Genomic DNA, 26,188 nt, shown 5'->3' with positions numbered 1-26,188 from the left:
GCTTGATGTAGCATAACGCGCTGGCGCTTGGGCAAACCCATCAACAGATTGGCGGTTTTTTGATCGACGCCAGTCGCAACAAGTGAGCATAGATGCGAGCCAGAATCGAAGATGTCGCCGCAACGGCGGGCGTCTCCATGAAAACCGTTTCGCGCGTGTTCAATCACGAGCCGAACGTGCGCGAAAAAACCCGACTGCGCGTTGAAGCCGCGGCGCAGGCGCTGAACTATCGACCAAATCCGTCGGCGCGCAGTCTCGCCGGCAATCGCTCGTACCTCATTTCGCTGGTCTACGATGATCCGTTCGCGGGCTCCGCCTACGTCATGGAAATCATCGTCGGCATGTTGCAGGCCTGCGAAAGCACGCACTACAGCGCGATGTTGCGGCCGCTCGAATACAGCAGCGCGGAGCACGTTGTTTCGGTCGAGGATTCGGTCGCGCAATATCGGCCCGATGGGTTGATTTTGCTGCCGCCGTTTGCAGATGACATCAAATTACTGCAACGCCTCGATGAACTCGGTGTGCGTTACGCGACGATTTCGGCGAAGGCGAAAGACGCGCGCGTCGGCACCATCCTCGACGAGCGCAAGGCCGCTGCCGAGATGATCGCGCACGCGGTATCGCTCGGGCATCGTCGCATCGCACACATCACCGGCCCGATGGCGCACAGCGGCCGCGCGTGGCGACTTGCGGGTTATCGCGACGGTTTGCGCCGCGCCGGCATCGACTACGATGAAACCTTGGTCGTGGATGGCGGTTTTTCGTTCGAGGACGGCATCGCCGGCGCGCGGCAATTGCTGGATCTCAAGCTACCGCCCAGCGCAATTTTTGCGGCCAACGATGACAGCGCATGCGGCGTGATGCATGAGGCGTTCGAGCGCGGCCTGAGCATTCCGCAGGATCTTTCGGTATTCGGTTTCGACGACACACCGACATCGCGCCAGGTCTGGCCGAGCCTGACCACGGTGCGCCAGCCATGTCGCGACATGGGCCGCATCGCCGCCGAGCAATTGATCGCATCGATCCGCGATCCCAGCGCCGGGCAACTCGTGCCGGTGCCATACGAATTGCAGATCCGCCAATCGACCGGGCCGGTACCGACCGGAACACCGGCAAAAAGACGCTGAGCATGAACCCGCTCGCCACCACATCAGCAACATCATGAGCAGCAAACCGCAGGTCAATTTCTGGCAAATCTGGAACATATGTTTCGGATTTATCGGCATCCAGTTTGGTTTCGCGCTGCAGAATTCGAGTGTGAGCCGAATCTTCCAGACGCTCGGCGCGAGTGTCGATGACATTCCGATTTTGTGGATCGCCGCACCGTTGACCGGGCTGTTGGTGCAGCCCATCGTCGGCCACTTTTCGGATCGTACCTGGACGCGACTCGGACGGCGCCGACCTTATTTCCTGGTCGGTGCGCTGCTCGCCGCGCTTGCACTAATCGCGATGCCGAACTCGCCAACGCTGTGGATCGCGGCGAGTTTACTTTGGATTCTCGACGCCTCGATCAATATTTCACTCGGGCCGCTGCGCGCGTTCGTCGGCGATCATTTGCCGTCGCAACAACGCCCGAGCGGTTACGCGATGCAGACATTTTTCATCGGCCTCGGCTCGGTGATCGCGAGCATTTTGCCGTGGCTGCTGGCGCAGTTCGGCGTGAACAATATCGCCGCCGCGGGCGAAATTCCCGACACGGTGAAATACGCGTTTTATATCGGCGCAGCGGCAATGTTCGGCACGATGGGCTGGACGGTATTGTCGACGCGCGAATACTCGCCCGAACAAATCATCGTATTCGAGGATGCTGACGCAGAATCCGTGCATGCCGCCACGCCATTGCCGATTGCGCGCGTGCGCCGGGCGGGTGTCATCTGGCTGATCGCCGGCCTCGCGACGCTCGCACTGCTGTTTCTGCTGCACGCCGACAAACAGCTCTATCTGCTGGCGGCGGGTATGCTCGCGTATGGCAGTTTGCAGATCGTCGTGAGCTTCAGTGACGGCAGCAACATGTTCGCCGAGATCATCACTGATCTGCATGCGATGCCGACCACCATGCGTCAGCTCGTGATCGTGCAATTTTTTTCGTGGTTTGCGTTGTTCGCGATGTGGATTTACAGCACTGCCGCAGTTACACAAGTACACTTTGCGACAAATGATACCCATTCGGCAGCTTACAATGACGGCGCCAACTGGGTCAGTCTGTTGTTCGCCGCGTACAACGGTTTTGCCGCGCTGATCGTGATTTTCATCCCGTGGATGATCCGCCGTTTGGGGGTACGCCTCACCCACATGATCAATCTCATGCTCGGCGGACTCGGCTTTTTATCGTTCCTCGTGATCCGCGATCCGCACTGGCTGTTGCTGTCGATGATCGGTGTCGGTTTCGCCTGGGCGTCGATTCTGTCGGTGCCTTACGCACTCCTGTCCGACAGCGTGCCGGCGAAAAAAATGGGCGTGTACATGGGCATTTTCAATTTTTTCATCGTCATCCCGCAACTGCTCGCCGCGAGCGTGCTCGGTTTTCTGTTGAAGCGATTTTTCGATGACGCGCCGATCAATGCCTTGCTGATCGGCGGCGTGAGTCTGATCCTGGCCGGGCTATTCACGTTGCGCGTCAAGACGCACTGAGCTTCAGCAAAACCTCAAAAGCATCTGCGTTTTTTCAGAGGCTGCCCGGCGCAAATTCCAGACTCAGATTGCTCGGTCGATCCGGCAATGACAACTCGCTTTGTCGCGGCGCACTGCGCGCGATCACACGGCCGCCACGCAATACCAGCAAACGCGCGGCGCGCAGGCGAATCGCCTCGAACGGATCCGCCGCCTGCAACACAACAAGATCAGCGCGACAACCAGGTGCAATGCCATAGCCATCCAGATGCAGAATTTTCGCCGCGTTGCTGGTGATGCCGGCATACGCATTGACGATGCCGTCGAGCGAGGTCATCTGGCCAATATGGATGGCCATATGCGCGACTTCGAGCATGTCTGCCGAGCCGAACGAATACCACGGATCCATCACACAATCGTGGCCGAACGCGACCGTGACACCGGCGGCGATGAGCTCCGGCGCACGCGTCATGCCGCGACGTTTCGGATAACTGTCGTGGCGACCCTGCAAGGTGATATTGATCAGCGGATTGGCGATTGCCGCGACACCGGCTTCGGCGATCAGCGGCAATAATTTCGAGACGTAATAATTGTCCATCGAATGCATCGAGGTCAGATGCGAGCCGGCAACCCGACCGTGCAATCCGAGCCGCAGCGTTTCCGCCGCGAGTGTTTCGATGTGGCGCGACAGCGGATCGTCGGATTCGTCGCAATGCATATCGACCAGCAAGCCACGTTCTGCCGCGATCTCGCACAGGCGCCGTACCGACGCCGCACCATCGGCCATCGTGCGCTCGAAATGTGGAATGCCGCCGACTACCTGCACACCACGGTCGAGCGCGCGCAGCAGGTTTTTTTCGGCGGTCGCCGCGCGATAAAATCCGTCCTGTGGAAACGCGACGAGTTGCAGGTCAAGATACGGCGCGACTCTTCGCTGCACATCGAGCAACGCATCGACCGCGAGCAGACGATCGTCGCAAATATCGACATGCGTGCGGATCGCGAGCAATCCCTGCGCGACCGCCATGTCGCAATACGCCATCGCACGCGCGGCCACGGCTTGTTGCGTCAGATCCGGCTTGAGTTCGCCCCACAACGCGATGCCTTCGAGTAACGTGCCGGAGCGATTGCGTCGCGGCAGGCCGAGCGACAGCGCCGCATCGAGATGAAAATGCGCATCAACGAACGGCGGCGACACGAGCCGTCCGCGTACATCGATTTCCTGCGCGGCGGATGCAACGAGTGCTACTTCGAGTGCAACGATGCGTCCCTGGTCGATACCGATATCGATATCGCAGCGACCGTCGGGCAAGTTGGCATGACGCAGAATCAGTTCCATGGTTTTATCCGCAACAAATCGATGCGGCAAAATATCATGCGCGCCGCGCGATTGCCCCCCGTTGCATCGCGGCGCACATAGTGCAATTCTAGGCCCCTCAGATTCAACGCGACGAAAACGCTTTCGTCGCCAGCGCCGCGACACGCTGCTTGCTGCGCGCGAATCCAGATTGCCATCGACCTGTCAGCAGGCGATGCGCCACCGCGCCCAAACCACGGGCCGCCGCTTGACCGTCAGGAGCCGCACACGATGAATCTCGCCGCCAACACGTCGACGCCGCACGCCGTCGCGGATCTCAATCTTGATCCGTACTGGATGCCGTATACGCATAATCGCTATTTCAAGAAACACCAGCCGCTGGATCGAATGCTAGTGGGCGCCGAGGGCGCGTATTACACCACCGTCGAAGGTCAACGCCTGTTCGATTGTCTATCCGGTTTGTGGTGCAGCTCGCTCGGCCATCGCCCGGCGAAAATCGTCGAAGCGGTAAAAAACCAACTGGATCGCGCTGACTATATTCCGGCGTTTCAAATGGCGAATCCGGAAAGTTTCCGGCTCGCCGAACGCATCGCCGATGTCGCGCCGGCTGATCTCAATCGCGTGTTCTTCACCAACTCCGGCTCCGAGGCGGTGGATACCGCACTGAAGATCGCCCTCGCCTACCATCGCTTGAAAGGCGACGCCTCGCGCACACGTTTCATCGGTCGCGAAAAGGGTTATCACGGCGTCGGGTTCGGCGGAGTTTCGGTCGGTGGCATGGTCGCCAATCGCAAGATGTTCGCGGCCGCGATGATCCCCGGCGTCGATCATCTGCCACACACGCACAACCTCAAGGAAATGGCATTCTCGAAAGGCCTGCCGACGTGGGGCGCGCATCTGGCCGACGATCTCGAACGCATCGTCGCGCTGCACGATGCCTCGACCATCGCCGCGGTGATTGTCGAGCCGATGCAGGGTTCGGTAGGTGTGGTCGTGCCGCCAGTCGGTTATCTCAAGCGCCTGCGCGAAATCTGCGACAAGCACGGCATCCTGCTGATTTTCGACGAGGTGATCACGGGTTTCGGTCGCATGGGGGATTGGTTCGGCGCGCAGGCGTTTGGTGTCACCCCCGATCTCATTACGTTCGCCAAATGCGTCAACAACGGCACCGTGCCGATGGGCGGCGTGATCGCGCGCCAAGGCATCTACGACATGTTCATGCAGGGCCCGGATTACGCGGTCGAATTTTTTCACGGCTACACCTATTCGGCGCACCCGCTCGCGGTTGCCGCCGCCCACGCGACCTTGGATATTCTGCACGAGGATGAGGTGCCAAAACGCTTCGCCACACTCGCCGCTAAAATCGAAAACGGTGCGCACGCATTGAAGGGCGAGCCGAACGTGATCGACATCCGCAATTGCGGCGCCGCTGCCGCGATAGAAATGTCCCCGCTCGCGGGTCAGGTCGGCGTACGCGGATTGCGCGTATTCGAGGAAGCGCTGAAGCGCGGCATGCTGCTGCGTTTTACCGGCGACACGATCGCGATGGCGCCACCGGTAGTTACCACCGATGCGGAACTTGATCGGATGTTTTCGGCCGTAGGCGACGCGATTCGCGCGGCAGGTTGAGAAGACTTATAAACATCGTCATCCCAGCGCAGGCTGGGATCCATTTTGACTTTGACCAACACGCTTGCGATGTCGCCGGTCGTAGCGGAATCAAAATGGACCCCAGCCTTCGCTGGGGTGACGGCTACTTTTTAATTTGTTGCGGCACCAAGTGTCGACAATAGGGAGTAAGAAAAAATGCTCGCACCCGTAATGATTCCGCACTATATCGGCGGCCAGCGTATCGGCCATGTCGATGCGCGCAGCCAGCCGGTGTACAACCCGGCGACCGGCGAAGAGTCCGGCACGCTGCCGCTTGCCACCGCCGCGGAAGTCGATAGCGCAGTGCAAGCAGCCAAGGCCGCATTTCCGGCGTGGTCGCAAACACCGCCGCTGAAACGCGCACGCGTGATGTTCAAGTTTCGCGAGCTGCTCGAAGCGAATGCCGATGTGCTCGCCGCGCAGATCACCGCCGAACACGGCAAGACCCACAGCGATGCGCTCGGCGAAGTGCAGCGAGGCATCGAAGTGGTCGAATTCGCGTGCGGTATCGCGCAATTGCTCAAGGGCGAATTCACTGAGAACGTCGGCAGCCAGGTCGATTCGCATTCGCTGCGCCAGCCACTCGGCGTAGTCGCGGGAATCACGCCGTTCAATTTTCCAGCGATGGTGCCGTTGTGGATGTTTCCAATCGCAATCGCGTGCGGCAATTGTTTTGTGCTGAAACCATCCGAGCGTGATCCGTCGTCGTCGCTGTTGCTGGCCGAATGGCTGACGCAAGCCGGATTGCCCGACGGCGTGTTCAACGTCGTGCACGGCGACAAGGTCGCGGTCGATGCGATCCTCGAACATGCCGATATCAAGGCAGTCAGCTTTGTCGGCTCGACCCCGATCGCGCGCTACATCTACGCTACCGGCTGCGCGCACGGCAAACGTGTGCAGGCGCTCGGCGGCGCAAAAAATCACATGGTGGTATTGCCCGACGCCGATCTGGAGCAGACCGCCGACGCGCTGATGGGCGCGGGTTTCGGCTCGGCCGGCGAGCGCTGCATGGCGATCTCGGTCGCGGTCGCGGTTGGCGATAAAGTCGCCGACGCGCTCGTCGCAAAACTCGCACCGCGAGTGCGCGCATTGCAGATTGGCCGCGGTGATGTCGATGGCATGGACATGGGCCCGCTGATCAGCGCGGCGCATCGCGAAAAAGTAAAAGGCTACGTCGATATCGGCGTGGCTGAAGGTGCCGAACTCGTGGTCGATGGTCGCGGTTTCAGCGCGCCCGGATGTGCGAGCGGATTTTTTCTCGGCGGCTGTCTGTTTGATCGCGTCAAACCCGACATGCGCATTTATCGCGAGGAAATTTTCGGCCCGGTGCTGAGCATCCTGCGCGTCGAAACTTACGAAGAAGCTGTCGCGCTGGTCAACGCACACGAGTACGGCAACGGCGTCGCGCTGTTCACGCGCGATGGCGATGCGGCGCGCGATTTCGCCCACCGCATCCAAGTCGGCATGGTCGGCATCAACGTGCCGATTCCGGTGCCGATGGCGTTCCACAGTTTCGGCGGCTGGAAAGCGTCGTTGTTTGGCGATCACAATATCTACGGGCCGGAAGGCGTGCGTTTTTATACACGCATGAAAACGGTCACGACACGCTGGCCAGCGAGCATCCGCGCCGGCGCGCAGTTCGTGATGCCAACGTCAGGATAGATGTCGGGATAAAACCCGCATTTTAACCGTGTTGAAACCAGACTCGTTTCTGCAAGAACTACGATCCGCGAGGTGCCACCGATGAACGCCGCATTCAAGACCGAAACCGCCGAAGTCATCCGCATCAACGGCCAGCGGTTGTGGGGTAGCCTGATGGAGATGGCGAAGATCGGCGCGACGCCGAAAGGCGGCGTGTGTCGCCTCGCCCTGACCGACCTGGACCGGCAAGGCCGAGATCTGTTCGTATCCTGGGCCAAGGACGCCGGCTGCACGATCAGCATCGACCAGATGGGCAACGTCTTCGCGCGCCGCGCCGGACGCAACGAGTCCGCGCTGCCCGTGATGACCGGATCGCATGCCGATTCGCAACCGACCGGCGGTCGCTTCGATGGTATCTACGGCGTGCTCGGCGGGCTCGAAGTAATCCGCACGCTCAACGATCACGGCATCACCACCGAGCATCCGATCGAGGTCGTGATCTGGACCAACGAGGAAGGCTCGCGTTTCGCGCCGGCGATGGTCGCCTCAGGTGTATTCGCCGGCGTGTTCACGCTCGAATACGGCTTGTCGCGCGCCGATGTCGACGGCAAGACCATGGGCGAGGAACTCGAGCGCATCGGCTACGCCGGTAATATTCCGTGCGGCGGGCGCCCGATCCATGCCGCGTTCGAATTGCATATCGAACAAGGCCCGATCCTCGAAGCCGAAAATATCACCATCGGCGTGGTCACCGCCGCGCAAGGCCAGCGCTGGTACGAAGTGGTGTTCACCGGCCAGGAATCCCACGCCGGCCCGACGCCGATGCCGCGCCGCCGCGATGCGCTGCTCGGTGCCGCGCGCGCGATCCAGCTCGTCAATCGCATCGGCCTGGCGCATGCGCCGTACGCGTGCGCGACGGTCGGCATGCTGCAGGTGCATCCGAACTCGCGCAACGTGATTCCGGGCCAGGTTTTTTTCACCGTCGATATCCGCCATCCCGAAGATGCGGTGCTCGCGAAGATGGATGCCGAGCTACGCGCCGGCATCGCCACGATCGCCGCCGAGCAACGACTCGATGTGAGCAAACTCGAACAGATTTTCTACTACGCGCCGGTGCCATTCGATGCCGATTGTGTCGCCTCGGTACGCGCCGCCGCGCAACGATTCGGCTATTCGCATCGCGATATTGTTTCGGGTGCGGGCCACGACGCGTGTTACCTGGCCAAGGTGGCGCCGACCTCAATGGTGTTTGTGCCGTGTGTCGATGGCATCAGCCACAACGAAGTCGAAGACGCCACGCCGGAATGGATCGAAGCCGGCGGCAACGTGTTGTTGCACGCAATGCTCGAACGCGCACAAGAAAAATAATAAACAAGTACACATTGATACATTGTCGATTCCTGTTGCGCGATGAACTCGCGCTGGGGAAAACGGAATCGGTCACGTGCCCCCGCAAGGAGACGGAATGCTGCGTAAAGAAACTGCCGATATCGCCGCCGGAAGATTGTCAGCGCAAAAACTTGCGCAAAACTTCGACGACGTTTCTCCCCCGCTCGACCGGCAAAATGCGCTGATCGCCGCGCAACGCTGTTATTACTGCTACGACGCGCCGTGCATCCAGGCGTGTCCGACCGGCATCGATATTCCGAGCTTCATCCGCCGCATCACTACCGACAATCTGGCCGGAGCTGCGCGCGATATTCTCGGCGCGAATATTCTCGGCGGCATGTGCGCGCGCGTTTGCCCGACAGAAATCCTGTGCGAAGGCAGTTGTGTCCGCAACGGCCCCGACGAACTTGCGCCGGTGCAGATCGGCGCGCTGCAACGTTACGCCACCGATTGGGTGTTCGAGCAGAACGCGACGCTGTTCGAGCGCGCTGAAGATACCGGCTTGCGCGTGGCCGTGGTCGGCGCCGGGCCGGCTGGCCTCGCCTGCGCCCATGCGCTTGCACGCGCTGGCCACCGCGTGACGATTTTCGACGCCCGCGAAAAACCCGGCGGCCTCAATGAATACGGCATCGCCGCATACAAGGTGCTCGAGTTCGCCGCGCGCGAAGTCGAGTGGCTGATGTCGATCGGCGGCATCGAATGGCGCGGTGGTCAGGTGCTCGGCGAAAACCTCAGCCTCGGTTCTCTGCAAAAAGATCACGATGCGGTTTTCCTCGGACTCGGCCTGAGCGGCGTCAATGCGCTCGGCATTGATGGCGAACAACTCACCGGCGTACGCAATGCAGTCGACTTCATCGCCGAGTTGCGCCAGTGTGCGGATCTTTCGTTACTCAAGGTCGGCCGGCGTGTAGTCGTGATCGGCGGCGGCAACACCGCGATCGACGCGGCGGTGCAAAGCAAGAAACTCGGCGCCGAATCCGTGACCATGGTTTATCGCCGTGGTGCAAACACGATGGGCGCCACGAGTGCGGAGCAGGCATTCGCCAAAACAGAAGGCGTGACCATCATCGAATGGGCGCAGCCGCGCAATATCATCGGCAGCAACGGCGCGATCACGGCGATCGAATTCGAATACACGCAACTCGACGAGCAAGGCCGTTTGCTCGGCACCGGTGATGTGTTGCGGCTTGAAACCGACAGCGTGCTCAAGGCGATCGGCCAGGTGCTGGTCGCACCATCGTCCGATGCGACAAATGCGGCATTGTTGCAAATGCAAAAAGGTCGCATTGTGGTAAATGCGGATTTCCAGACCTCGCTGTCCGGCGTCTGGGCCGGCGGCGATTGTGTCGGCAGCCAGACCGACCTCACCGTGCAGGCGGTGCAGGACGGCAAACTCGCCGCGGCATCCATCCATCGCGCGCTGCTGCAGCGTCTATCCTCAACCGGCGGAGCTTGATCATGGCCGATATTTTTTGCGATTTCGCCGGCATCCGTTCGCCGAATCCGTTCTGGCTGGCTTCGGCGCCGCCGACCGACAAAGCCTACAACGTCAACCGCGCGTTCGAGGCCGGCTGGGGCGGCGTGGTGTGGAAAACGCTGGGACTCGATCCGCACGTCGTCAACGTCAGCTCGCGTTACGGCGCCGTGCAATGGAATGGCCAGCGCATCGCCGGACTCAACAACATCGAGCTCATCACCGACCGTCCGCTGCAGGTCAACCTTGACGAAATCCGCGAGGTGAAACGTAACTGGCCGGATCGCGCGATGATCGTTTCGCTGATGGTGCCGTGCGAGGAAGACGCCTGGAAAAATATCCTGCCGATGGTCGAGGATACCGGCGCCGATGCGGTCGAGCTCAACTTCGGTTGCCCGCACGGCATGTCGGAGCGCGGCATGGGTTCGGCGGTCGGCCAGGTGCCGGAATACGTCGAGCAGGTCGCGCGCTGGGTCAAGCAGTATTCGCGGCTACCGTGCATCGTCAAGCTCACACCCAACATCACCGACATTCGCGGCCCGGCGCGTGCGGCGTTCAAGGGCGGCGCCGATGCGGTGTCGCTGATTAACACCATCAACTCGATTACCTCGATCGATCTGGACCTCATGGCGCCAACGCCGACGGTCGATGGCAAAGGCACGCACGGCGGTTATTGCGGCCCGGCGGTGAAGCCAATCGCGCTGGCGATGGTCGCGGAAATCGCACGTGATGCGCTGACACGCTGTTTGCCGATTTCGGCGATCGGCGGTATCGGCACGTGGCGCGATGCGGCCGAATTCATCGCACTCGGCGCAGGCAGTGTGCAGGTTTGCACGGCGGCGATGCACTACGGTTTCCGTATCGTCGATGACATGATCAGCGGTCTGAGTCACTGGATGGACAGCAAAGGTTACAAGCGTCTGGAAGATTTCCGCGGTCGCGCGATCGGCAATGTCACCGACTGGAAATTCCTGAATCTGAAGTACGACATCAAGGCGCGGATCGATCAGGATAAATGTATACAATGCGGCCTTTGTCACATCGCCTGCGAAGATACCGCGCATCAGGCGATCCTCGCGCAGAAGGATGGCAAGCGGCACTTCGAAGTGGTCGATGATGAATGCGTCGGCTGCAATTTGTGCATGCACGTTTGTCCGGTCGACAACTGCATCACGATGGAGCGCGTTGATGGCGGCGGCCATGCCGACTGGACCACACATCCAAACAATCCGGGGCGCGTGGCGGAATCGGCGTAATCAGCTACGCTGGCAGCATCTGCAGCACGACCTGGGGAATCGCAAGACATGACTACCGACTCGAACATCGATCACGGCGCGCTGTACAACCCAGACCTCGCGCCGACTACGGCGGCGCAACGCACATGGACCTGGTATCACTTCGCCGCACTGTGGGTCGGCATGGTGATGTGCATTCCGTCCTACACGCTCGCGGCGGGCCTGATCGATCAGGGCATGTCGCCGTGGCAGGCGGTGGCGACCGTGCTCCTCGGCAACGCGATCGTGCTTGTGCCGATGCTGTTGATCGGCCACGCCGGCGCGAAATACGGCATCCCATATGCGGTGCTCGTGCGATCGTCGTTCGGCACGCAGGGCGCAAAATTGCCGGCGCTGTTGCGCGCGGTGGTGGCATGCGGCTGGTATGGCATCCAGACCTGGTTCGGCGGTTTGGCCATCTATACGCTGCTGAATATTCTCACCGGCAACGCGCTGCATGGCGAACCGATTGCGTGGCTCGGCATCAACATCGCGCAGCTTTTGTGCTTTCTTGCGTTCTGGACCTTGCAGCTCTATTTCGTGCTGCACGGTACCGATTCGATCCGCTGGCTGGAGACAATTTCCGCGCCGATCAAAATCCTCATGTGCCTGTTCCTGGTCGGGTGGGCGCTGCACAACGCCGGTGGTTTCGGCGAGATGATGGGTGCTCCGTCGCAGTTCATCGAAGGCGGCAAAAAGGCCGGACAATTCTGGACGACGTTCTGGCCATCACTCACCGCGATGGTCGGATTCTGGGCGACGCTCGCACTGAATATCCCCGACTTCACGCGGTTCGCGCGCTCGCAGCGCGACCAGTTCATCGGCCAGAGTATCGGCCTGCCGTTGCCGATGGGATTGCTGTCGCTGATGTCGGTCGTAGTGACCTCGGCCACCGTGGTGATCTACGGCAAGGCCATCTGGGATCCGGTCGAGCTATCGAGCAAGTTCGCCGGCATCGGCGTTGGCGTGGCTTTGCTGGTACTCACGCTGGATACGATGAGCTGCAATCTCGCGGCCAACCTGGTCGGCCCGGCCTACGATTTTGCGAGCCTGTCGCCGCGGCGCATTTCGTACAAGATCGGCGGCCTGATCACAGCCGGTGTCGCGCTGCTGGCGATGCCGTGGAAAATTCTTGCGAGTACGCAAGGCTATATTTTCACGTGGCTGGTCGGTTATTCGGCGCTGCTCGGGCCGGTCGCGGGCATCATGCTGGTCGATTATTATTTTCTGCGCGGCACACGCTTGAACGTGCGCGCGTTGTTCGAAGAGTCCGGCGAATACGCGTATCGACGCGGCTGGAATCCCGCCGCGCTGATCGCCTTGCTGCTCGGCATCCTGCCGAATCTGCCGGGATTTTTGAACGCAGCATTTCCCGATTCGTTCGCCGCTGTGCCGGACTTTTTCAAGACCATCTACACCTACGCGTGGTTCGCCGGGCTGGCGATTTCGGCCATCACCTACATTGTATTGATGCGCCTCGCACGTTACCCGCGTAGCGGCGCCAATACCGCACGCGCATGATCTTTTGTACTTGCAGCACCTTGGCCGTTTTATCGTGATCGGAGAAAAAACATGTCCCTGTTGATCCGCGGCGGCACCGTGCTTGATGCCACGCACGCTTATCGCGCCGATGTTTTTTGCGACCACGGCAAGATTGTCCAGATTGGGCAAAACCTCGATGCGCCTGCCGGCGCGCAGATTGTCGATGCCGGCGATCGTTACGTGATCCCCGGCGGCATCGATCCGCATACGCACATGGAATTGCCGTTCATGGGTACCGTGGCGAGCGACGACTTTTTCAGCGGCACCGCGGCGGGGCTCGCTGGCGGCACCACCAGCATCATCGATTTCGTGATTCCGAATCCGCAACAATCATTGCTTGAAGCGTTCCACACCTGGCGCGGCTGGGCGCAAAAATCCGCGTCCGATTACGCGTTCCATGTCGCGGTCACGTGGTGGGACGAGAGCGTGAATCGCGAGATGGGCGTGCTCGCGAATGAGCACGGCGTGTCGAGCTTCAAGCATTTCATGGCGTACAAGAATGCGATCATGGCTGATGACGAAATCCTCGTTAACAGCTTTCGGCGCGCACTCGAACTCGGCGCCTTGCCGACCGTGCACGCCGAAAATGGCGAGCTGGTTTTCCAGTTGCAAAAACAGTTGCTGGCGCAAGGCATCACCGGGCCGGCGGCGCATCCGCTGTCGCGCCCGCCTGCGGTTGAAGGTGAAGCGGCGAATCGCGCGGTCCGCATCGCTGAAGTAATCGGCGTGCCGCTGTACATCGTGCATGTCTCGGCGCAACAGGCGTTGCAGGCAATCGAGCGCGCACAAAGCGAAGGCCAGCGCGTGTTTGGCGAAGTGCTCGCAGGCCATTTGTTGATCGACGATTCGGTGTATCTCGATAGCGATTTCACGCGCGCCGCCGCGCATGTGATGAGCCCGCCGTTTCGCGCCAAGGAGCATCAGGATGCGTTGTGGAAAGGCCTCCAATCCGGCCATCTGCACACCACCGCTACCGATCACTGCAGTTTCTGCGCGCTGCAGAAAGCCGCCGGTCGCGATGATTTTACCAAGATCCCGAACGGCTGCGCCGGCATTGAGGATCGCATGTCATTGCTGTGGCATTACGGCGTCGAAACCGGTCGCCTGACGCCGAGCGAATTCGTCCAGGTCACCTCGACCAACGCCGCCAGAATCTTCAACCTGTATCCGCGCAAGGGCGCCATCGAAGTCGGCGCCGATGCCGATCTGGTGGTGTGGGATGCCAACGCGACGCGCACGATTTCAGCGAAGACGCATCACCAAAATGTCGACTTCAATGTCTTCGAAGGCCGCACCGTGAAAGGCATCGCGAGCCAGACCATTGCCGCCGGCAAACTGGTGTGGAGCGCTGGCGACCTGCGCGCCGAACGCGGCGCGGGGCAATACCTTTCGCGCAAAACGTTTGCACCGTATTTCGAGGCGAACAACAAGCGCCGAGCGGCGAATAGTTCCGCAAGTTGACCCTCATTAAAGGCAATCCGAAAACACCAATGACATGATTGCGCCTTGCTATTGCACCTTACGGTCTTAATTTCTTTCGAAGAATGGGGCCTTACAAGACCTGGCCTCATTGTTTCATCGCTGAAAGAACCACACGACAACGTCGCCGCGTTTATCAAGAATACCGACAACCTCGGCGGTGAGTAATTCGAGAGCCATGCACAGGGACGACCGCAGCGAGCCGTGAACTCGCGGCGGTCATCAGAAGCTTCAGCTGGACCACTAATCGTGGGTAACGATGTACATATTGATCAGGTGATCAGTAGCACACGTGTGGGGCCAAAAGCCGTCGGCCACGAATCATCGATAGAAGTGATTTGGGCATCCCGGATGCACTGATTCGCGCTCTGGCTGCCCGTTCCGTAAGATACCGTAGTGTTAAAAGCAAAGCGTACGGCTATCCAGTAGGTGCCGCCGACCGCGAGCGCGACATCCGCAATGTCGACACGGTTGTTGCCTGAGTTGAGGGCAAATGCTGCGTTCGTACCAGCGACCAGTGTGCCCGGCTGGTTGGCGTTGTCGGTATAGAGCGCGAGTTGCACAAATCCGCCGGCCGCACTTACATATATGCCGAACTTGTCGAGCGTAGTCGCGTGCGGGATCGTTATGGGGTACGCGATCACGAAATGCCCGATCACCGATGTCGTGTCCGTGAATACCGGAGGGGTCGGCCATCCGTAGAATGACGGTACGGCGCACAGGCCCGCGCCGTCGCAGGCTCCGCTGGCGCCACACGTTGTCCCGATGGGTGCGCTCTCTTGGCCGCAGGCGCTGGCCGCGCAGACATCGAGAGTGCATTCGGAATGCGAGCTGTGGCATTCGGTGCTGAGTGTGCAAGTCAAACTGTCGCTCTCGAAGCCATTGGCAAATATCCGATCCGATTCCGTTGCACCCGCATCGCACTTCACACCTTGTGGCCGCTGGATGCCACGCTGATCGGTGAGGACGTCGCAAGTGGTTGCATCCTGCGCCGGGCTGCCGAACCTGGGTGCCATAGTCGCCGTAGACCCGCCGTTATGCGCGAGCGGACCGAGCAGTGGATTGATGTTGGGCAACGAAGAAGCAGCTACCGTGAAGCCGCAACTCGTGCCATTTTCAATGTTGCCGCCCAGGTCATGGACCTGAGCTGCAGGCGAGAAAGTACAGTTGGCCCCGCTGGACGAGGACGTGACGACCGTGTTGTGAAGGTTCGTATGCCCAACGCTGCTATCCAGGAAAATTTCGCTTCCTTGCGATTGCGTATTGCCGACGAACGTCGTGTCGTACAGTTTGCCGGATTCGCCATGCCCGAATATGCCGTCTCCCTGGGAAGCGCTGTTGCCGCTTACCGTCGAATTCTGCATAAACAAACTGCCGCTGTCGTAGATGGCTCCGCCACGGCCGGACACCGACGTTGCGGTGTTGTCAGACAAGGTGCTCGTCACGATCGTGAGGTCGCCTTGATTGTTGATGGCGCCGCCCTTGGTTGCCTTGTTGCCAGCCAACGTGCAGAGTCCCAGCTTTGCGACACCATAATTCAGCAGGGCGCCTCCGGACGTGGAATTGCCGTTGCGCAGGGTCAGGCCCTTGAAATACGTATGTGTGTTGAGTGCTGTCTTGAAAATTGGGGAAGTTCCGCCCCCATCGATCGCAACGACGCCACCTCCATCGATCGTGGAAAAGTTGCCAGTGCTGGTATCGGTGAGCAGCAACACGCTGCCCGTCACGACGCTGGGGGTCAGGGAGTTGTGTGGAAACGCAGCGGGGTCGAAGACTATGGTGTCGTCACCGGTTCCCGCCGCGCAATCCGCAGCGCCTTGAGTGTTGCTGTTGGCGTTGCCAATGGCCTCGCGCAGTGAACATTTACCGTTCACGGTGGTTTCGTCAGCTGTTGTATTGACCGTGATCGTGGCGGCGGGCGCGTGCACCGCAAACCCCATCGAGCCAACTCCCAGCAGCACCATGGACAGCGCATGTGCGAGCGCGCGTGGGCGCAGAGAATCTGATTTCCGATTCATACGCTGAGCAAATTTAGTCATTGCCTCTCGCCCCAGCAAGAATGAGCTGGAATCACAATACACCGCCGGCTTGGCATTGGAAACTGATTGGTTTACCGCGCACAGCGCGCGTACCACTCTATTCGCGTTCTCAAAAGGCCGCGTGTCGAGTCTGGCGATCAGCAACGGCTGCGAGCTTGTGTATGCGTTGTCGTTTCAGCACGTTCCGTGCGTGGCTGATTCGCAGGGAGCGCGTTAGCTCGATTCAGAACCACCACCGCTAAAATCGGCAGGAACTTCACTTGGCAGGCGAAAACGTGGCAAGAGCTGGATCGAAATCTGAGGTATCCCCACGTCTTTCAAGAAGGAAGCAAAAGAAAGGGTCATGTCTTGTATTCACACATTGCCCTCGCGTGCCAGTCGGCTGATCTTTGCATAGTGCAAACCAAAATGAGCGCCGATGGCTTGCAGCGAATACGCCCCGTTGGCGTACACGGCGCGAATGGCAGCGTTGCGTTACGTCGCTTCCCGTTCGTACGCAAGCAATGATTTCCAGGCGCGTTGTCGCTTCGGAACTTCGCGCATGGCGCCCTTGGCCTGCTTCATCGCCTTGGCGACAAAGGCCTCGTCACCGAGGAAAATCTGTGCGGTCACATCGTCCATCAGATCGCCACCGCTGGCACCCTCGGCAACGAATCACGCATACGCTATGCGTGCCGGGCCGGGCATGTAGCCGAAAGTGGCGAGAGTATCGGCTACCGCCAGCCAATCTTCGGCGGGCGCTTTTCCCATTACGGCGCGATAACTGCTCCATTCCCAATCGCCGGCATTCGCACACAGGCATGCGCGCACCGGATTGAGCACGATGTAACGCGACACTTCCTGCAGGTACGCGTCCTTGTCGATCAGCACCGATTTGTAGCGGCCCTGCAGCACATGCCCGACCCGGCCATGGCGACGATTGAACGCTTGCGTATAGATGCCATTGACCTCGCGCATGCCGCGCGACAGCGTCGCGCGACGCGTCTCGACCAACAGATGATAGTGATTATCCATCAGGTAATACGCCCACACCTGCCAGTCAAACCGCGCGCAGGCGCGTCCGAGACTGGCAAGAAAATGCTCGCGATCAGCGTCGTTGCGAAAGATGTCCTCGCGCGCATTGCCACGCGCCATGACATGATAAAGCGCGCCGGAGAATTCGATGCGTAATGGGCGAGACATCGTTGTTCCCTTAGGCCGTAGAATGTGGCATTAAAAGACCTGACCCCATCATCGACTCTGTCTTCGACGCCTCCCCGATCGCCCCGCTGAGTGGCGCCTGCGATCGTTTCCTTGAAATGCCCGACGCTCCGCAATGAATCGCCCCGATTTGATGGAGCTGTTCCGGAGTGGGCGATGTTGGCTACTTAGGTACAGGTCTAAAAAAAAATTTCGGAGTATTCTGCGTTGACCTGCGCCCTGCGACGCCAACGTAAATGAATGGATTTGAAGGGTTTCGTTGAATACGAAGCGCGCAGGAATGAGTTCGTCGACCTTGATAAAGTGCAGCGGTTAAAGGTTCACTCCACCTCGACGGCGTTGTGGCGGGTCTGCTATGTCGCAGTTGTCCGCGAGTTGGCGTTACTCGCAAAAGACGCGCACTGCGAATCGATTTTGCGAATCGGAACCGCGATCAAACGAATGGGAGAGTGCCATGCGCCACCTTGTTACCACCGCCGTACTTTTCTTGGTCGGCCTGCCGATGGTTCATGCGGCATACTTGACACCCAGCATGCTCGATCCAACCGTAACCCAAGTGGCGGCGGGCAGCTTCTACACCTGCGCTCTGACGCCGCCAGGATCGGTCGAGTGCTGGGGTCAGAATAGCGCGGGCCAACTCGGCAACGGCAGCACCAGCGACGCCGCCACGCCAATTGCAGTGAGTGGCCTCACCGATGCGGTCGCCATCGCGGCCGGTAGCGCCCACGCCTGCGCCGTGACCGTGCAGGGATTTGTCCGCTGCTGGGGCAACAATACACGGGGCCAGCTCGGCAACGGAACCAATACCAACCAGTCCACGCCGGTGGCGACGATCGTGGGAAGTATCGCGTCCTTGGCGGCAGGCGGTTCGCATACCTGCGGCCTCACCTCGGGCAGCGTGGTGCTGTGCTGGGGCTACAACGCGTTTGGCCAGCTCGGCGACGGCACCTTGACCAACAAGAACGCACCCGGACTTGCAGTGATCGGCTTGACCGACGTGGTCGCCATCACGGCAGGCACCTCCCACACCTGCGCCCTGACCCGTGCGGGCGCGGTGAAATGCTGGGGCTCGAATGTGTACGGCCAACTCGGTGACGGCACGACGACCGACAGCGCCACGCCGGTGGCGGTAATTGGCCTGGGCAGCGGCGTCGCCGCCATTGCCGCGGCGTCACGGCACACCTGCGCGCTCACCCGCGTGGGCACCGTGAAGTGTTGGGGCTACAACAGCGAGGGCGAGCTCGGCAACGGCATCACCACCAACAGCCCCACGCCCGTCGCGGTCAGCGGCCTGAGCAATGTGGCCAGTATCGCAGCGACCAACTTTCACACCTGCGCCCTAGTCACGACCGGCACGGTGAAATGCTGGGGCCAGAACTTTACCGGCCAGCTCGGCAACGGTACCACCACCGTTGCCACGGTGCCCGTGGCGGTGAGTGGCCTGTCAGACGTCGTCGCCATCGCGGCCGGTGGCTACCACACCTGCGCCCAGAGCACGCTGGGAGGCTTGACGTGCTGGGGTTTTAACTCCAACGGCCAGCTCGGCGACAGCACCATGACGGACACGAATCTGCCGGTGGAGGTGTATGCCCACAACAGCAGCGTGGTGACCGCCATCGCGACCGGCGCCGAGCACACCTGCGCGCTGACGGCGGCGGGTACGCCCCGGTGCTGGGGCAAAGATTTGTCCGGCCAGCTCGGTGACGGTGCGCCAGTCAACAGCAGGTCCGCGCCCACATCTGTCAGCGGACTGCTCAGCGGCATTGCCATCATCGCGCCGGGCTTCCGTTACAGTTGCGCCGTGACCGTTTCGGGCGGAGTACTGTGCTGGGGCAGCAATTTTTATGGCACGCTGGGCAACCCTGGGCTGAACCACTCGTACACACCCGTGGAAGTCAGCGGCCTGGCCAGTGGCGTTGCCGCCATCGCGACGTCTCACAGTGGCTCCCACACTTGCGTGCGCACCACGGCCGGTGCGGTCAAGTGCTGGGGAGTCAATGGCAATGGTCAGCTTGGCGATGGCACTCAGATCGAGAGGGACGCGCCTATCAGCGTCAGCGGCCTCGGCAGCGGGGTGGCGGCGATTGCAGCGGGCACCTTCCACACTTGCGCCTTGACCACGACGGGCGCGGTTCAGTGCTGGGGCAAGAACGACCTGGGCCAACTCGGCGACGGCACGCAGACCGACCGGAGCACCCCCGTGCCGGTCACTGGAATGGGCAGCGGTATCGCTGCCATCGCTACTGGAGACAAGCACACTTGCGCCCTCACCACAGCGGGCGCCGTGAAGTGTTGGGGATCGAACTCCAACGGCCAGATCGCCGCCGGCAACCTCGCCTATACGACCACCCCCATCCAGCCAACCGGCTTGACTGCAGGCATCTCCGCCATCGCGGCGGGCAGCCTGCACACCTGCGTCATCACCACCGGCGGCGCGTTGAAGTGCTTCGGCGCGAACGCGCGCGGACAGATAGGCGACGGGAGCCTGGTTGACAGGAACACGCCCTTCGATGTGCTCTACCTCGACAGTGGCGTTGTGGCCGTCGACGCCGGGTACCAACACACTTGCGCACTGACCGCGGCGAAGACGGTGCTTTGCTGGGGCGGCAATGACGACGGCCAGCTAGCCGTAGACAGTATTGCAGTGAGCAGTTCGACGTCTCCCGAAAAGGTGCGTGCCGGGCGATCGATCACCTTCGAGCCGCTTGCGCGCGCCGGGTTGGGCGCGTCTGCGAATTTCGCCAGTCTTTTCGCCACCGCAAACCCCGGCATACTGATCCTCGATACCTGGACGCCAGACACCTGCAGCGTTAGCAACAACATACTGGCCTTCAACAACACCGGCTTGTGCGGCGTGCGCGTCTCGGCCTACGCCGAAACTTTCCGGTCTACCCCGCCGCAACAACTGCGCTTGATCCAGGTGGAAAACGATCTGATTTTTGCCAGCGGCCTGGATATTTGGGGTGGTTTTAAACACTAGATCGCCACAGCGAGGGGATACAGCAGTATCAAACAGTGTGCCGCCAGCATAACCGCTAATGACTGGCTGCTTAATCGAAGGGCGCTGATCTTCCCCCATGAGCACAATAGATCAGCTTCAAAAATTAACCTGATTAGCGCGAAGTCTCAGACCGTGCGACAAGCCGGCTGAATACTGGTCTCCCGACGAGGAGAAACGCATGGCGATGAACAAAATCCAGTTCCAACCCGGCATGTCGATGACCCAGTTCGAAAAACGGTACGGCAATGAGGCGGCCTGCGCGGCGGCGCTTGAGTCGACGCGGTGGCCCAACGGTTTCGTGTGTCCACGCTGCCAGAACGCGGCTGCCACGCGGTTCGAGCGCGGCCATCAGACGCTGTGGGAATGTCGTCGCTGCGGGCATCAGGCCAGCCTAGTCGCAGGTACGGTATTGGAGAACACGAAGCTGCCGCTGAGGACGTGGTTCCGGGCGATGTATCTGCTGACGCAAAGCAAGAACGCGATCGCGGCACTGGAGTTGATGCGCCATCTGGGTGTGAGTTACTCCGCTGCCTGGCGCATCAAGCACAAGTTGATGCAGGCAATGAACTCGCGTGAGGCACAACGTCAGTTGGGCGGCATCGTGGAACTGGACGATGCGCACCTGGGCGGGGAACGCAATGGCGGCAAATCCGGCAGGGGGGCGGAGAACAAGCGCCCTTTTCTGCTGGCCGTCGCCACGGATGAGCGCGGTCATCCGCGCCACGCCGTAGCGACGGCAGTGAAGGGCTTTACCTCTGCGGCCGTTCACGCCTGGGCGCAAGCGCATTTGGTTCCGGGTACCGACGTCTTCAGTGACGGATTGGGCTGCTTCACCGTGCTGAGTGATAGCCATGCGCATACCGTGGTCAGGGCAGGCCCCGGTCGTGCCGCGGCGATGCATCCGCGCATGCGCTGGGTAAATACCGTTCTGGGTAACGTCAAGCGCTCGCTCGATGGCACCTGTCACGCCATCAAACACGCCAAGTACGCGCAACGCTATCTCGCCGAAGCGATGTGGCGCTTCAACCGCCGTTTCGACTTGGCCGGCATGCTGGCAGCTTTGTTGAACGACAGTGTGCATGAGGGCTATTCATCGGAACGGCGACTACGTGAAGAAGCGATTTATGTCTGCTGAGACTTCGCGCTAATCAGGAAAATTAATGTCAGTTGACGCTGATCGGTTCATATCGGAGCATCACCTAAACCGCTACTGGAAACCAGACTCGAAGATTGGTCGCATGGTGCGTAGGTCGCACTCATCACCTTACGCAGAGAGTCGATGCACAAGTCATGATGGAAGATCACGGATTTTTCAGCGCGAGAAGAAGCGCAACCGCGTCGCGCGTCTTGCAGTTGGTCAGGCCATGATCGACTAAAACCTTACCGATGCGCTTGGCCGCAGCCATCGCTTTGGCTTGTAGCGCGGGATTGCGCGCGCCGATCGCGATCAGCGTGTTGTTCATGGTGTGACGCGTGCGGTTTTTGCTGGTTTGCAGATCGCGTTCGATCGTTGTCAAACACGTAATGAACCAGGCGTCGGCTGACGACGTATCGGTTTTAGCGAGCGTACCGACAATATTCCAACCGGCGCTGTTGATCCATTCCTGGTCCGATTTTATCCATACATCGGCCTTCGATTCTGCGAGCGGCGACTTGGCTACATAACCACTGAAAGCATCGGTGATGACGTAATTGCTCAGCGTCTTTACCCACTTCTCCAGCAGCGCGGCGTCGGCCTGCTGCGGGTCGGCAATCATGCACGCCAGGATTTGTGCATCGTGGATGCCGCTGGCCCACAGATCGAGCGCGATCTTGTGATTGGTCTTGAGTTTTTTCTGCAGCTTGCCGAGATCGGCGTAACTCACTCCGAGAACTTTATCGCCGACGCCGTGGCGCTGATAGGTCTTGCGCGCTTGCTCCGTGCCGAGGGTTTCCATCTCGGCCAATATCGACTTGGCATCGGTCAAATTCATGATTTTCCTCCTGCCGTTTTCAACGCATCTTATACGCCTTTTTTGTTGTTGCGATGGATCCGAGCAGAGCCTGTTTCAACGCCCGGTAGGTGCCTGCGATTGGTCATCATCAACGCCGACCAATCAGCGATCCACGACTCGCAGGCAAAGAAAAAGCCCGCACGACGGCGGGCTTTTCATGACTACATCCAGCAACAACGCCGGAAGGTTTCAGAACGGAATTTCGTCGTCGTCAAAACTGTCTGACGGCGGCGGCGTGTTGCGCGTCGGTGCGGATTGCGGCCCGCGTGCGGGACCACGTTCGGCGCGTTCGCGTGGTGCTCCGCTACCACCACCGCCTCCACCCATGCCTCCGCCGCCACCTTCACCGCGACCGCCGAGCATCTGCATTTCATCGGCGATCACGTCGGTGGAATAACGTTTCACGCCATCCTTCTCGTATTCGTCGGTGCGCAATTTGCCTTCGACATACACCTGGCTGCCTTTCTTCAGGTACTCGCCAGCGATTTCGGCAAGGCGCCCGAAAAACTTGATGCGATGCCATTCGGTGCGCTCTTGCTGCTCGCCGGTGGTCTTGTCTTTCCACGCTTCCGAGGTCGCGATGCGAATGCTGGTGATCGCCGCGCCGCTGGCGGTGTAACGCGTTTCGGGGTCGGCGCCGAGGTTGCCGACGAGGATGACTTTATTGATTCCGCGTGCCATATGACTTTCCTTTTATTCTTGCCTGAAGTTAGCGAAAGCAGCTTCGACACAGTTCGCACTGTCGCCTGACGCCGCCATCATCTCGCAGGGCATCATAACAGCGTTGCCAGTAGCGACAAATTCGCAAAGCCCGGCGAAATGCGCCAACACACTAAACCTTCAAAGATACGAATGAAACACGACGACTTGCCCGCTGTTATTGCCCGCAAACTAGCGCCGAGCGGCAGCGCACGCGCGGGTTCGCTGCTGCGTGCGCTACGCGAAGCCTGCATCACGATGCTGTCTGCGATCGCCACGTTGCTCATCACGATGCTGATCGCGCCCGGTATTGGCGCCGGAGTATTGGCGGTGGTGTTGTGCATCTCGCTATCGCGCAGCCACCTTGATCGCGATCGGCGCGGTCGTATCGAGGCGGCCATTGCGCTGCCGCTGGTCGGCTTGGTCGCGGTCGGTATCGGCAGCCTGCTGCAGCACAGCCGATGGCTCGGCGCCGTTGTGTTTGTCGCGGGCATGTTTGTTTCGATCTGGCTGCGGCGGTTCGGACCGATGGCCGGCCGGGCCGGCTCGCTGATCGCGTTGCCGTTTGTTGTACTGCTAACGACGCCCTACATTCCCGCGGCCCCGGGTGGCGCTATCCCGGCGCTGATCGCGCCGATAGTCGTGGCGCTGCTGGCACTGCTATGGGTGAGTAGCTTGCATGCACTGGCCGAGCGTATCGGATTTTTGCCGACTCGGCCCGTGCGCGAAAATGCGCCCCCAGCGCCACGCGGCGAGAGTTTGTTGCGGCCAATTGCCAGCACGCGCATGGCCATCCAGATGGCCGTCGCGCTGACGGTATCGTTCATCGTGGGATACGTCTGGTTTGCCGACCATTGGGCGTGGATCGTGCTCACCGCTTTTATCGTTAGCAGCGGCAACCGCGGCCGGCTGGATGTCGTATACAAAAGCGTGCTGCGGGTGCTCGGCGCGGCGGCGGGAACCTTCCTCGCGTTAGCGCTCAGCAACAATTTCGGATCACATGATACGACCACCGTTGTGTTGATCTTGGTCGCGGTGTTTTTGGGTCTGTGGCTGCGTCCGTTGGGTTATGCGTGGTGGGCGCTGTTCGTCACGCTCGCGCTGGCTTTGCTGCAAGGTTTTGTCGGCGCATCGACGGCATCCATTCTTGGGCTACGCATGGAAGAAATCTTGATCGGCGCCGTCATTGGCGTGGCCGCATCGTGGTTCGTGCTGCCGGTGCGCTCATCCGCAGTTTTGCGACGGCGCATTGCCGATGCATTGGCGTGTCTTTCTGACGCGCTGGATCCAGCGAATCCGCTGCGCGCACCCGAACTTTTCATCGCGGCGCTCGATGCGGTAGAACAGTTGGCTCCGGCGTTTCGCGCGAGTCGGCTGCTGACGAAACATTTTCGCCGTTTGCAGCCGGCGGATTGGGTAGATGCGCTGCTCGCGTGTCGCGATCCCGCGATCGCACTGATCGAAAAAAAAGCGACGCCGGTCGGAGCACGCCGAGCCGTGGGTGCGGCACGCAAGTCACTACGCGAACCGACGGAAATTTTGCCGGCACTGCGAGATTTGTATGGTTCGCTGACCGCATGCGCGGCGCTGGATGCAGATCCCGCGAGCACGCAGCCGACGCAAGATTAACTGCATGGTGCGCGCCTGCAGAAAATCGCGGCAAACCAATCGATCAACTTTCGCCAGACGGCACCGCGTCGCGTTGCAGAATCGGTGATGCGATCGAATCCGCGGTCGGTTTGCCGTGCAGGATCGAGATCGTCGCCTCAGCCGCGGCGTGCTGCACGGCGCGCGTTTTCAGGTCGATGCTGCTGGCGCCATCCAGCCGCACGATGCGCACATCCTTGATTGAGAGCGGCTCGCCTTTCGCCAGCGTGGTTGCCGGCTGTTGCGGCAGCACCAGCCACGCGCTGCCAACCGAACCTGCGGCGATCCGACCGATGCCATCGGCGCCGACCAACACCGCAGTTTTTTCATCGATGCCGAGGCCGAACGTTTTTGCGCCAGGCTGATCGGCATGAAAACGCGCGACGAAAGTGATGAGGCGCCCCAGACGATGCCGCGCCGAAAAATGCGTATCGGTCATGACGTTTTCCATCCCGCGATAATGCAAGAAATCGCTTTCGAGGGTCATGCTGGCGTTGTACGGATCGGCCAGCGCGTCTTTCGATTCCACGCTGTTGCCGTCAAGGCAGGTGTAACTGTAGCGCCCGAGTATCGCCAAGCCCGCACTGCTGCCACCGATCGGCCGATTCGCCGCGACGTGTTTATTGAGCGCCGTTTGCACCGGCGTGCCTTTCCAGTAACGCAGGTAATTGCCCTGATCGCCGCCCGCGAGAAAAATGCCGTCGGCACCCTGTAATGCGGCGAGCACACGTGGATCGAATGCCGCCTCGCGATTGTGAAAAACGATGGTCTGCGCCGATGTCACCGGCCCCCACGTGTGCAGAAATGAATCGTCGATGTCGCCGTCGGTCGGATCAAAACTGTCGTCGCTGACCGCGCGCAGGATCACGATATGTCCGCCGCCAGCGTGGGTCGCGATGAAGTGATATGCCGTATCGACCGCGCCACCGCCGCCCATCAGCGCGAGGCCGAATTCGGTATGCGCGGCGCGTGGTGCGGCTGGATCACCGCTGACGAAATAATCGAAGTTCTTGTCGCGATAATTGTGCGGTTTGGTCTTTTCCGATGCTGGCGCTGCGGCGATTGGCGCCGCTGCAATGGCTGTTACGGCAGCGATGGCGCAGACCGAAAATGCGAACGTTACCGCCGCGAATAGCATCGAAAAAATGAATGATTGGCAACGCAAACGCATGGTGTCGGTCTCCACGGTGATGATGGCTATGTGTCTTTCGAAACTTGTCGTGATGTTAAA

19 protein-coding genes are annotated in these 26,188 nt (G+C 60.4%); 12 read left to right on the top strand and 7 right to left on the bottom strand.

Annotation, left to right across the window (positions count from 1 at the left end; genetic code table 11):
* Nucleotides 1–92: 92 nt before the first annotated feature.
* Together ELE36_RS04690 and ELE36_RS04685 are read left to right on the top strand one after the other, a co-directional pair.
* On the top strand, nucleotides 93–1,127 hold the full coding sequence (locus tag ELE36_RS04690) for a LacI family DNA-binding transcriptional regulator (protein ID WP_129831986.1): 1,035 nt from the start codon (nucleotides 93–95) through the stop codon (nucleotides 1,125–1,127).
* A 34-nt stretch (nucleotides 1,128–1,161) separates the two neighbouring features.
* Entirely contained in the window at nucleotides 1,162–2,631 is a 1,470-nt protein-coding gene (locus tag ELE36_RS04685; protein WP_129831985.1) for an MFS transporter, read from the top strand.
* Between the two features lie 34 nt (nucleotides 2,632–2,665).
* On the opposite strand, the gene ELE36_RS04680 is transcribed toward ELE36_RS04685, so the two are convergent.
* Nucleotides 2,666–3,949, bottom strand: a complete 1,284-nt coding sequence (locus tag ELE36_RS04680) for an amidohydrolase family protein (RefSeq protein ID WP_129831984.1) — start codon at nucleotides 3,947–3,949, stop codon at nucleotides 2,666–2,668.
* A 249-nt stretch (nucleotides 3,950–4,198) separates the two neighbouring features.
* On the opposite strand from ELE36_RS04680, the gene aptA reads away from it, so the two are divergent.
* The 7 genes from aptA (at nucleotide 4,199) to hydA (ending at nucleotide 14,359) form a co-directional block, all read left to right on the top strand.
* The gene (aptA, locus tag ELE36_RS04675) at nucleotides 4,199–5,557 is read left to right on the top strand and encodes an omega-aminotransferase AptA (protein ID WP_129831983.1); all 1,359 of its coding nucleotides are present in this window, start codon (nucleotides 4,199–4,201) and stop codon (nucleotides 5,555–5,557) included.
* Nucleotides 5,558–5,734: 177 nt separating this feature from the next.
* A complete protein-coding gene (locus ELE36_RS04670; RefSeq protein ID WP_129831982.1) occupies nucleotides 5,735–7,240 on the top strand; it encodes a CoA-acylating methylmalonate-semialdehyde dehydrogenase in 1,506 nt (501 codons plus the stop codon).
* 81 nt (nucleotides 7,241–7,321) lie between these two features.
* Complete coding sequence (locus tag ELE36_RS04665) at nucleotides 7,322–8,587, top strand: Zn-dependent hydrolase (RefSeq protein ID WP_129831981.1); 1,266 nt, start codon at nucleotides 7,322–7,324, stop codon at nucleotides 8,585–8,587.
* Nucleotides 8,588–8,684: 97 nt separating this feature from the next.
* Nucleotides 8,685–10,064, top strand: coding sequence for an NAD(P)-dependent oxidoreductase (locus ELE36_RS04660; protein ID WP_129831980.1), 1,380 nt, complete (start codon nucleotides 8,685–8,687; stop codon nucleotides 10,062–10,064).
* Between the two features lie 2 nt (nucleotides 10,065–10,066).
* Nucleotides 10,067–11,338, top strand: coding sequence for an NAD-dependent dihydropyrimidine dehydrogenase subunit PreA (preA, locus tag ELE36_RS04655; RefSeq protein WP_129831979.1), 1,272 nt, complete (start codon nucleotides 10,067–10,069; stop codon nucleotides 11,336–11,338).
* Nucleotides 11,339–11,386: 48 nt separating this feature from the next.
* Nucleotides 11,387–12,877 carry an NCS1 family nucleobase:cation symporter-1 gene (locus ELE36_RS04650; protein WP_129831978.1) on the top strand — a complete coding sequence of 497 codons (1,491 nt, stop codon included), beginning with the start codon at nucleotides 11,387–11,389 and terminating at the stop codon, nucleotides 12,875–12,877.
* A 51-nt stretch (nucleotides 12,878–12,928) separates the two neighbouring features.
* Complete coding sequence (hydA, locus tag ELE36_RS04645; protein WP_129831977.1) at nucleotides 12,929–14,359, top strand: dihydropyrimidinase; 1,431 nt, start codon at nucleotides 12,929–12,931, stop codon at nucleotides 14,357–14,359.
* A gap of 290 nt (nucleotides 14,360–14,649) precedes the next feature.
* Here the strand turns inward: hydA and ELE36_RS04640 are convergent, their stop codons facing one another.
* The 3 genes from ELE36_RS04640 to ELE36_RS20480 form a co-directional block, all read right to left on the bottom strand.
* Nucleotides 14,650–16,560: a choice-of-anchor Q domain-containing protein gene (locus ELE36_RS04640; RefSeq protein ID WP_129831976.1), complete on the bottom strand. Its 1,911-nt coding sequence runs from the start codon at nucleotides 16,558–16,560 to the stop codon at nucleotides 14,650–14,652.
* Between the two features lie 330 nt (nucleotides 16,561–16,890).
* A complete protein-coding gene (locus tag ELE36_RS20485) occupies nucleotides 16,891–17,037 on the bottom strand; it encodes a hypothetical protein (protein ID WP_207215861.1) in 147 nt (48 codons plus the stop codon).
* A gap of 33 nt (nucleotides 17,038–17,070) precedes the next feature.
* Nucleotides 17,071–17,598, bottom strand: coding sequence for a transposase (locus tag ELE36_RS20480; protein WP_207215860.1), 528 nt, complete (start codon nucleotides 17,596–17,598; stop codon nucleotides 17,071–17,073).
* A 472-nt stretch (nucleotides 17,599–18,070) separates the two neighbouring features.
* On the opposite strand from ELE36_RS20480, the gene ELE36_RS04630 reads away from it, so the two are divergent.
* Nucleotides 18,071–20,596: an RCC1 domain-containing protein gene (locus tag ELE36_RS04630; RefSeq protein ID WP_165371476.1), complete on the top strand. Its 2,526-nt coding sequence runs from the start codon at nucleotides 18,071–18,073 to the stop codon at nucleotides 20,594–20,596.
* 199 nt (nucleotides 20,597–20,795) lie between these two features.
* Nucleotides 20,796–21,752: an IS1595 family transposase gene (locus ELE36_RS04625; protein WP_129831974.1), complete on the top strand. Its 957-nt coding sequence runs from the start codon at nucleotides 20,796–20,798 to the stop codon at nucleotides 21,750–21,752.
* A gap of 166 nt (nucleotides 21,753–21,918) precedes the next feature.
* On the opposite strand, the gene ELE36_RS04620 is transcribed toward ELE36_RS04625, so the two are convergent.
* Nucleotides 21,919–22,590, bottom strand: coding sequence for a DNA alkylation repair protein (locus ELE36_RS04620; RefSeq protein WP_129831973.1), 672 nt, complete (start codon nucleotides 22,588–22,590; stop codon nucleotides 21,919–21,921).
* A 210-nt stretch (nucleotides 22,591–22,800) separates the two neighbouring features.
* On the bottom strand, nucleotides 22,801–23,292 hold the full coding sequence (gene ssb, locus ELE36_RS04615) for a single-stranded DNA-binding protein (RefSeq protein WP_129831972.1): 492 nt from the start codon (nucleotides 23,290–23,292) through the stop codon (nucleotides 22,801–22,803).
* Nucleotides 23,293–23,463: 171 nt separating this feature from the next.
* On the opposite strand from ssb, the gene ELE36_RS04610 reads away from it, so the two are divergent.
* On the top strand, nucleotides 23,464–24,939 hold the full coding sequence (locus tag ELE36_RS04610; RefSeq protein ID WP_165371475.1) for an FUSC family protein: 1,476 nt from the start codon (nucleotides 23,464–23,466) through the stop codon (nucleotides 24,937–24,939).
* 43 nt (nucleotides 24,940–24,982) lie between these two features.
* Here the strand turns inward: ELE36_RS04610 and ELE36_RS04605 are convergent, their stop codons facing one another.
* Nucleotides 24,983–26,128, bottom strand: a complete 1,146-nt coding sequence (locus ELE36_RS04605) for a cyanophycinase (protein WP_129831970.1) — start codon at nucleotides 26,126–26,128, stop codon at nucleotides 24,983–24,985.
* Nucleotides 26,129–26,188: the final 60 nt, after the last annotated feature.

The organism is Pseudolysobacter antarcticus (genome assembly GCF_004168365.1).
Lineage (GTDB): Bacteria > Pseudomonadota > Gammaproteobacteria > Xanthomonadales > Rhodanobacteraceae > Pseudolysobacter > Pseudolysobacter antarcticus.
This window is presented reverse-complemented; position numbering and strand designations above follow the sequence as displayed.

What these genes read in the sequence shown, in the direction of transcription:
- ELE36_RS04625 (WP_129831974.1), top strand. Translation starts at nt 20,796, where the DNA reads ATGGCGATGAACAAAATCCAGTTCCAACCCGGCATGTCGATGACCCAG.
- ELE36_RS20485 (WP_207215861.1), bottom strand. Translation starts at nt 17,037, where the DNA reads ATGGACGATGTGACCGCACAGATTTTCCTCGGTGACGAGGCCTTTGTC.
- ELE36_RS04665 (WP_129831981.1), top strand. Translation starts at nt 7,322, where the DNA reads ATGAACGCCGCATTCAAGACCGAAACCGCCGAAGTCATCCGCATCAAC.
- ELE36_RS04620 (WP_129831973.1), bottom strand. Translation starts at nt 22,590, where the DNA reads ATGAATTTGACCGATGCCAAGTCGATATTGGCCGAGATGGAAACCCTC.
- ELE36_RS04630 (WP_165371476.1), top strand. Translation starts at nt 18,071, where the DNA reads ATGCGCCACCTTGTTACCACCGCCGTACTTTTCTTGGTCGGCCTGCCG.
- ELE36_RS04680 (WP_129831984.1), bottom strand. Translation starts at nt 3,949, where the DNA reads ATGGAACTGATTCTGCGTCATGCCAACTTGCCCGACGGTCGCTGCGAT.
- hydA (WP_129831977.1), top strand. Translation starts at nt 12,929, where the DNA reads ATGTCCCTGTTGATCCGCGGCGGCACCGTGCTTGATGCCACGCACGCT.
- ELE36_RS04690 (WP_129831986.1), top strand. Translation starts at nt 93, where the DNA reads ATGCGAGCCAGAATCGAAGATGTCGCCGCAACGGCGGGCGTCTCCATG.
- ELE36_RS04605 (WP_129831970.1), bottom strand. Translation starts at nt 26,128, where the DNA reads ATGCGTTTGCGTTGCCAATCATTCATTTTTTCGATGCTATTCGCGGCG.
- ssb (WP_129831972.1), bottom strand. Translation starts at nt 23,292, where the DNA reads ATGGCACGCGGAATCAATAAAGTCATCCTCGTCGGCAACCTCGGCGCC.
- aptA (WP_129831983.1), top strand. Translation starts at nt 4,199, where the DNA reads ATGAATCTCGCCGCCAACACGTCGACGCCGCACGCCGTCGCGGATCTC.
- ELE36_RS04670 (WP_129831982.1), top strand. Translation starts at nt 5,735, where the DNA reads ATGCTCGCACCCGTAATGATTCCGCACTATATCGGCGGCCAGCGTATC.
- ELE36_RS04650 (WP_129831978.1), top strand. Translation starts at nt 11,387, where the DNA reads ATGACTACCGACTCGAACATCGATCACGGCGCGCTGTACAACCCAGAC.
- ELE36_RS04685 (WP_129831985.1), top strand. Translation starts at nt 1,162, where the DNA reads ATGAGCAGCAAACCGCAGGTCAATTTCTGGCAAATCTGGAACATATGT.
- ELE36_RS04660 (WP_129831980.1), top strand. Translation starts at nt 8,685, where the DNA reads ATGCTGCGTAAAGAAACTGCCGATATCGCCGCCGGAAGATTGTCAGCG.
- ELE36_RS20480 (WP_207215860.1), bottom strand. Translation starts at nt 17,598, where the DNA reads ATGTCTCGCCCATTACGCATCGAATTCTCCGGCGCGCTTTATCATGTC.
- ELE36_RS04610 (WP_165371475.1), top strand. Translation starts at nt 23,464, where the DNA reads ATGAAACACGACGACTTGCCCGCTGTTATTGCCCGCAAACTAGCGCCG.
- preA (WP_129831979.1), top strand. Translation starts at nt 10,067, where the DNA reads ATGGCCGATATTTTTTGCGATTTCGCCGGCATCCGTTCGCCGAATCCG.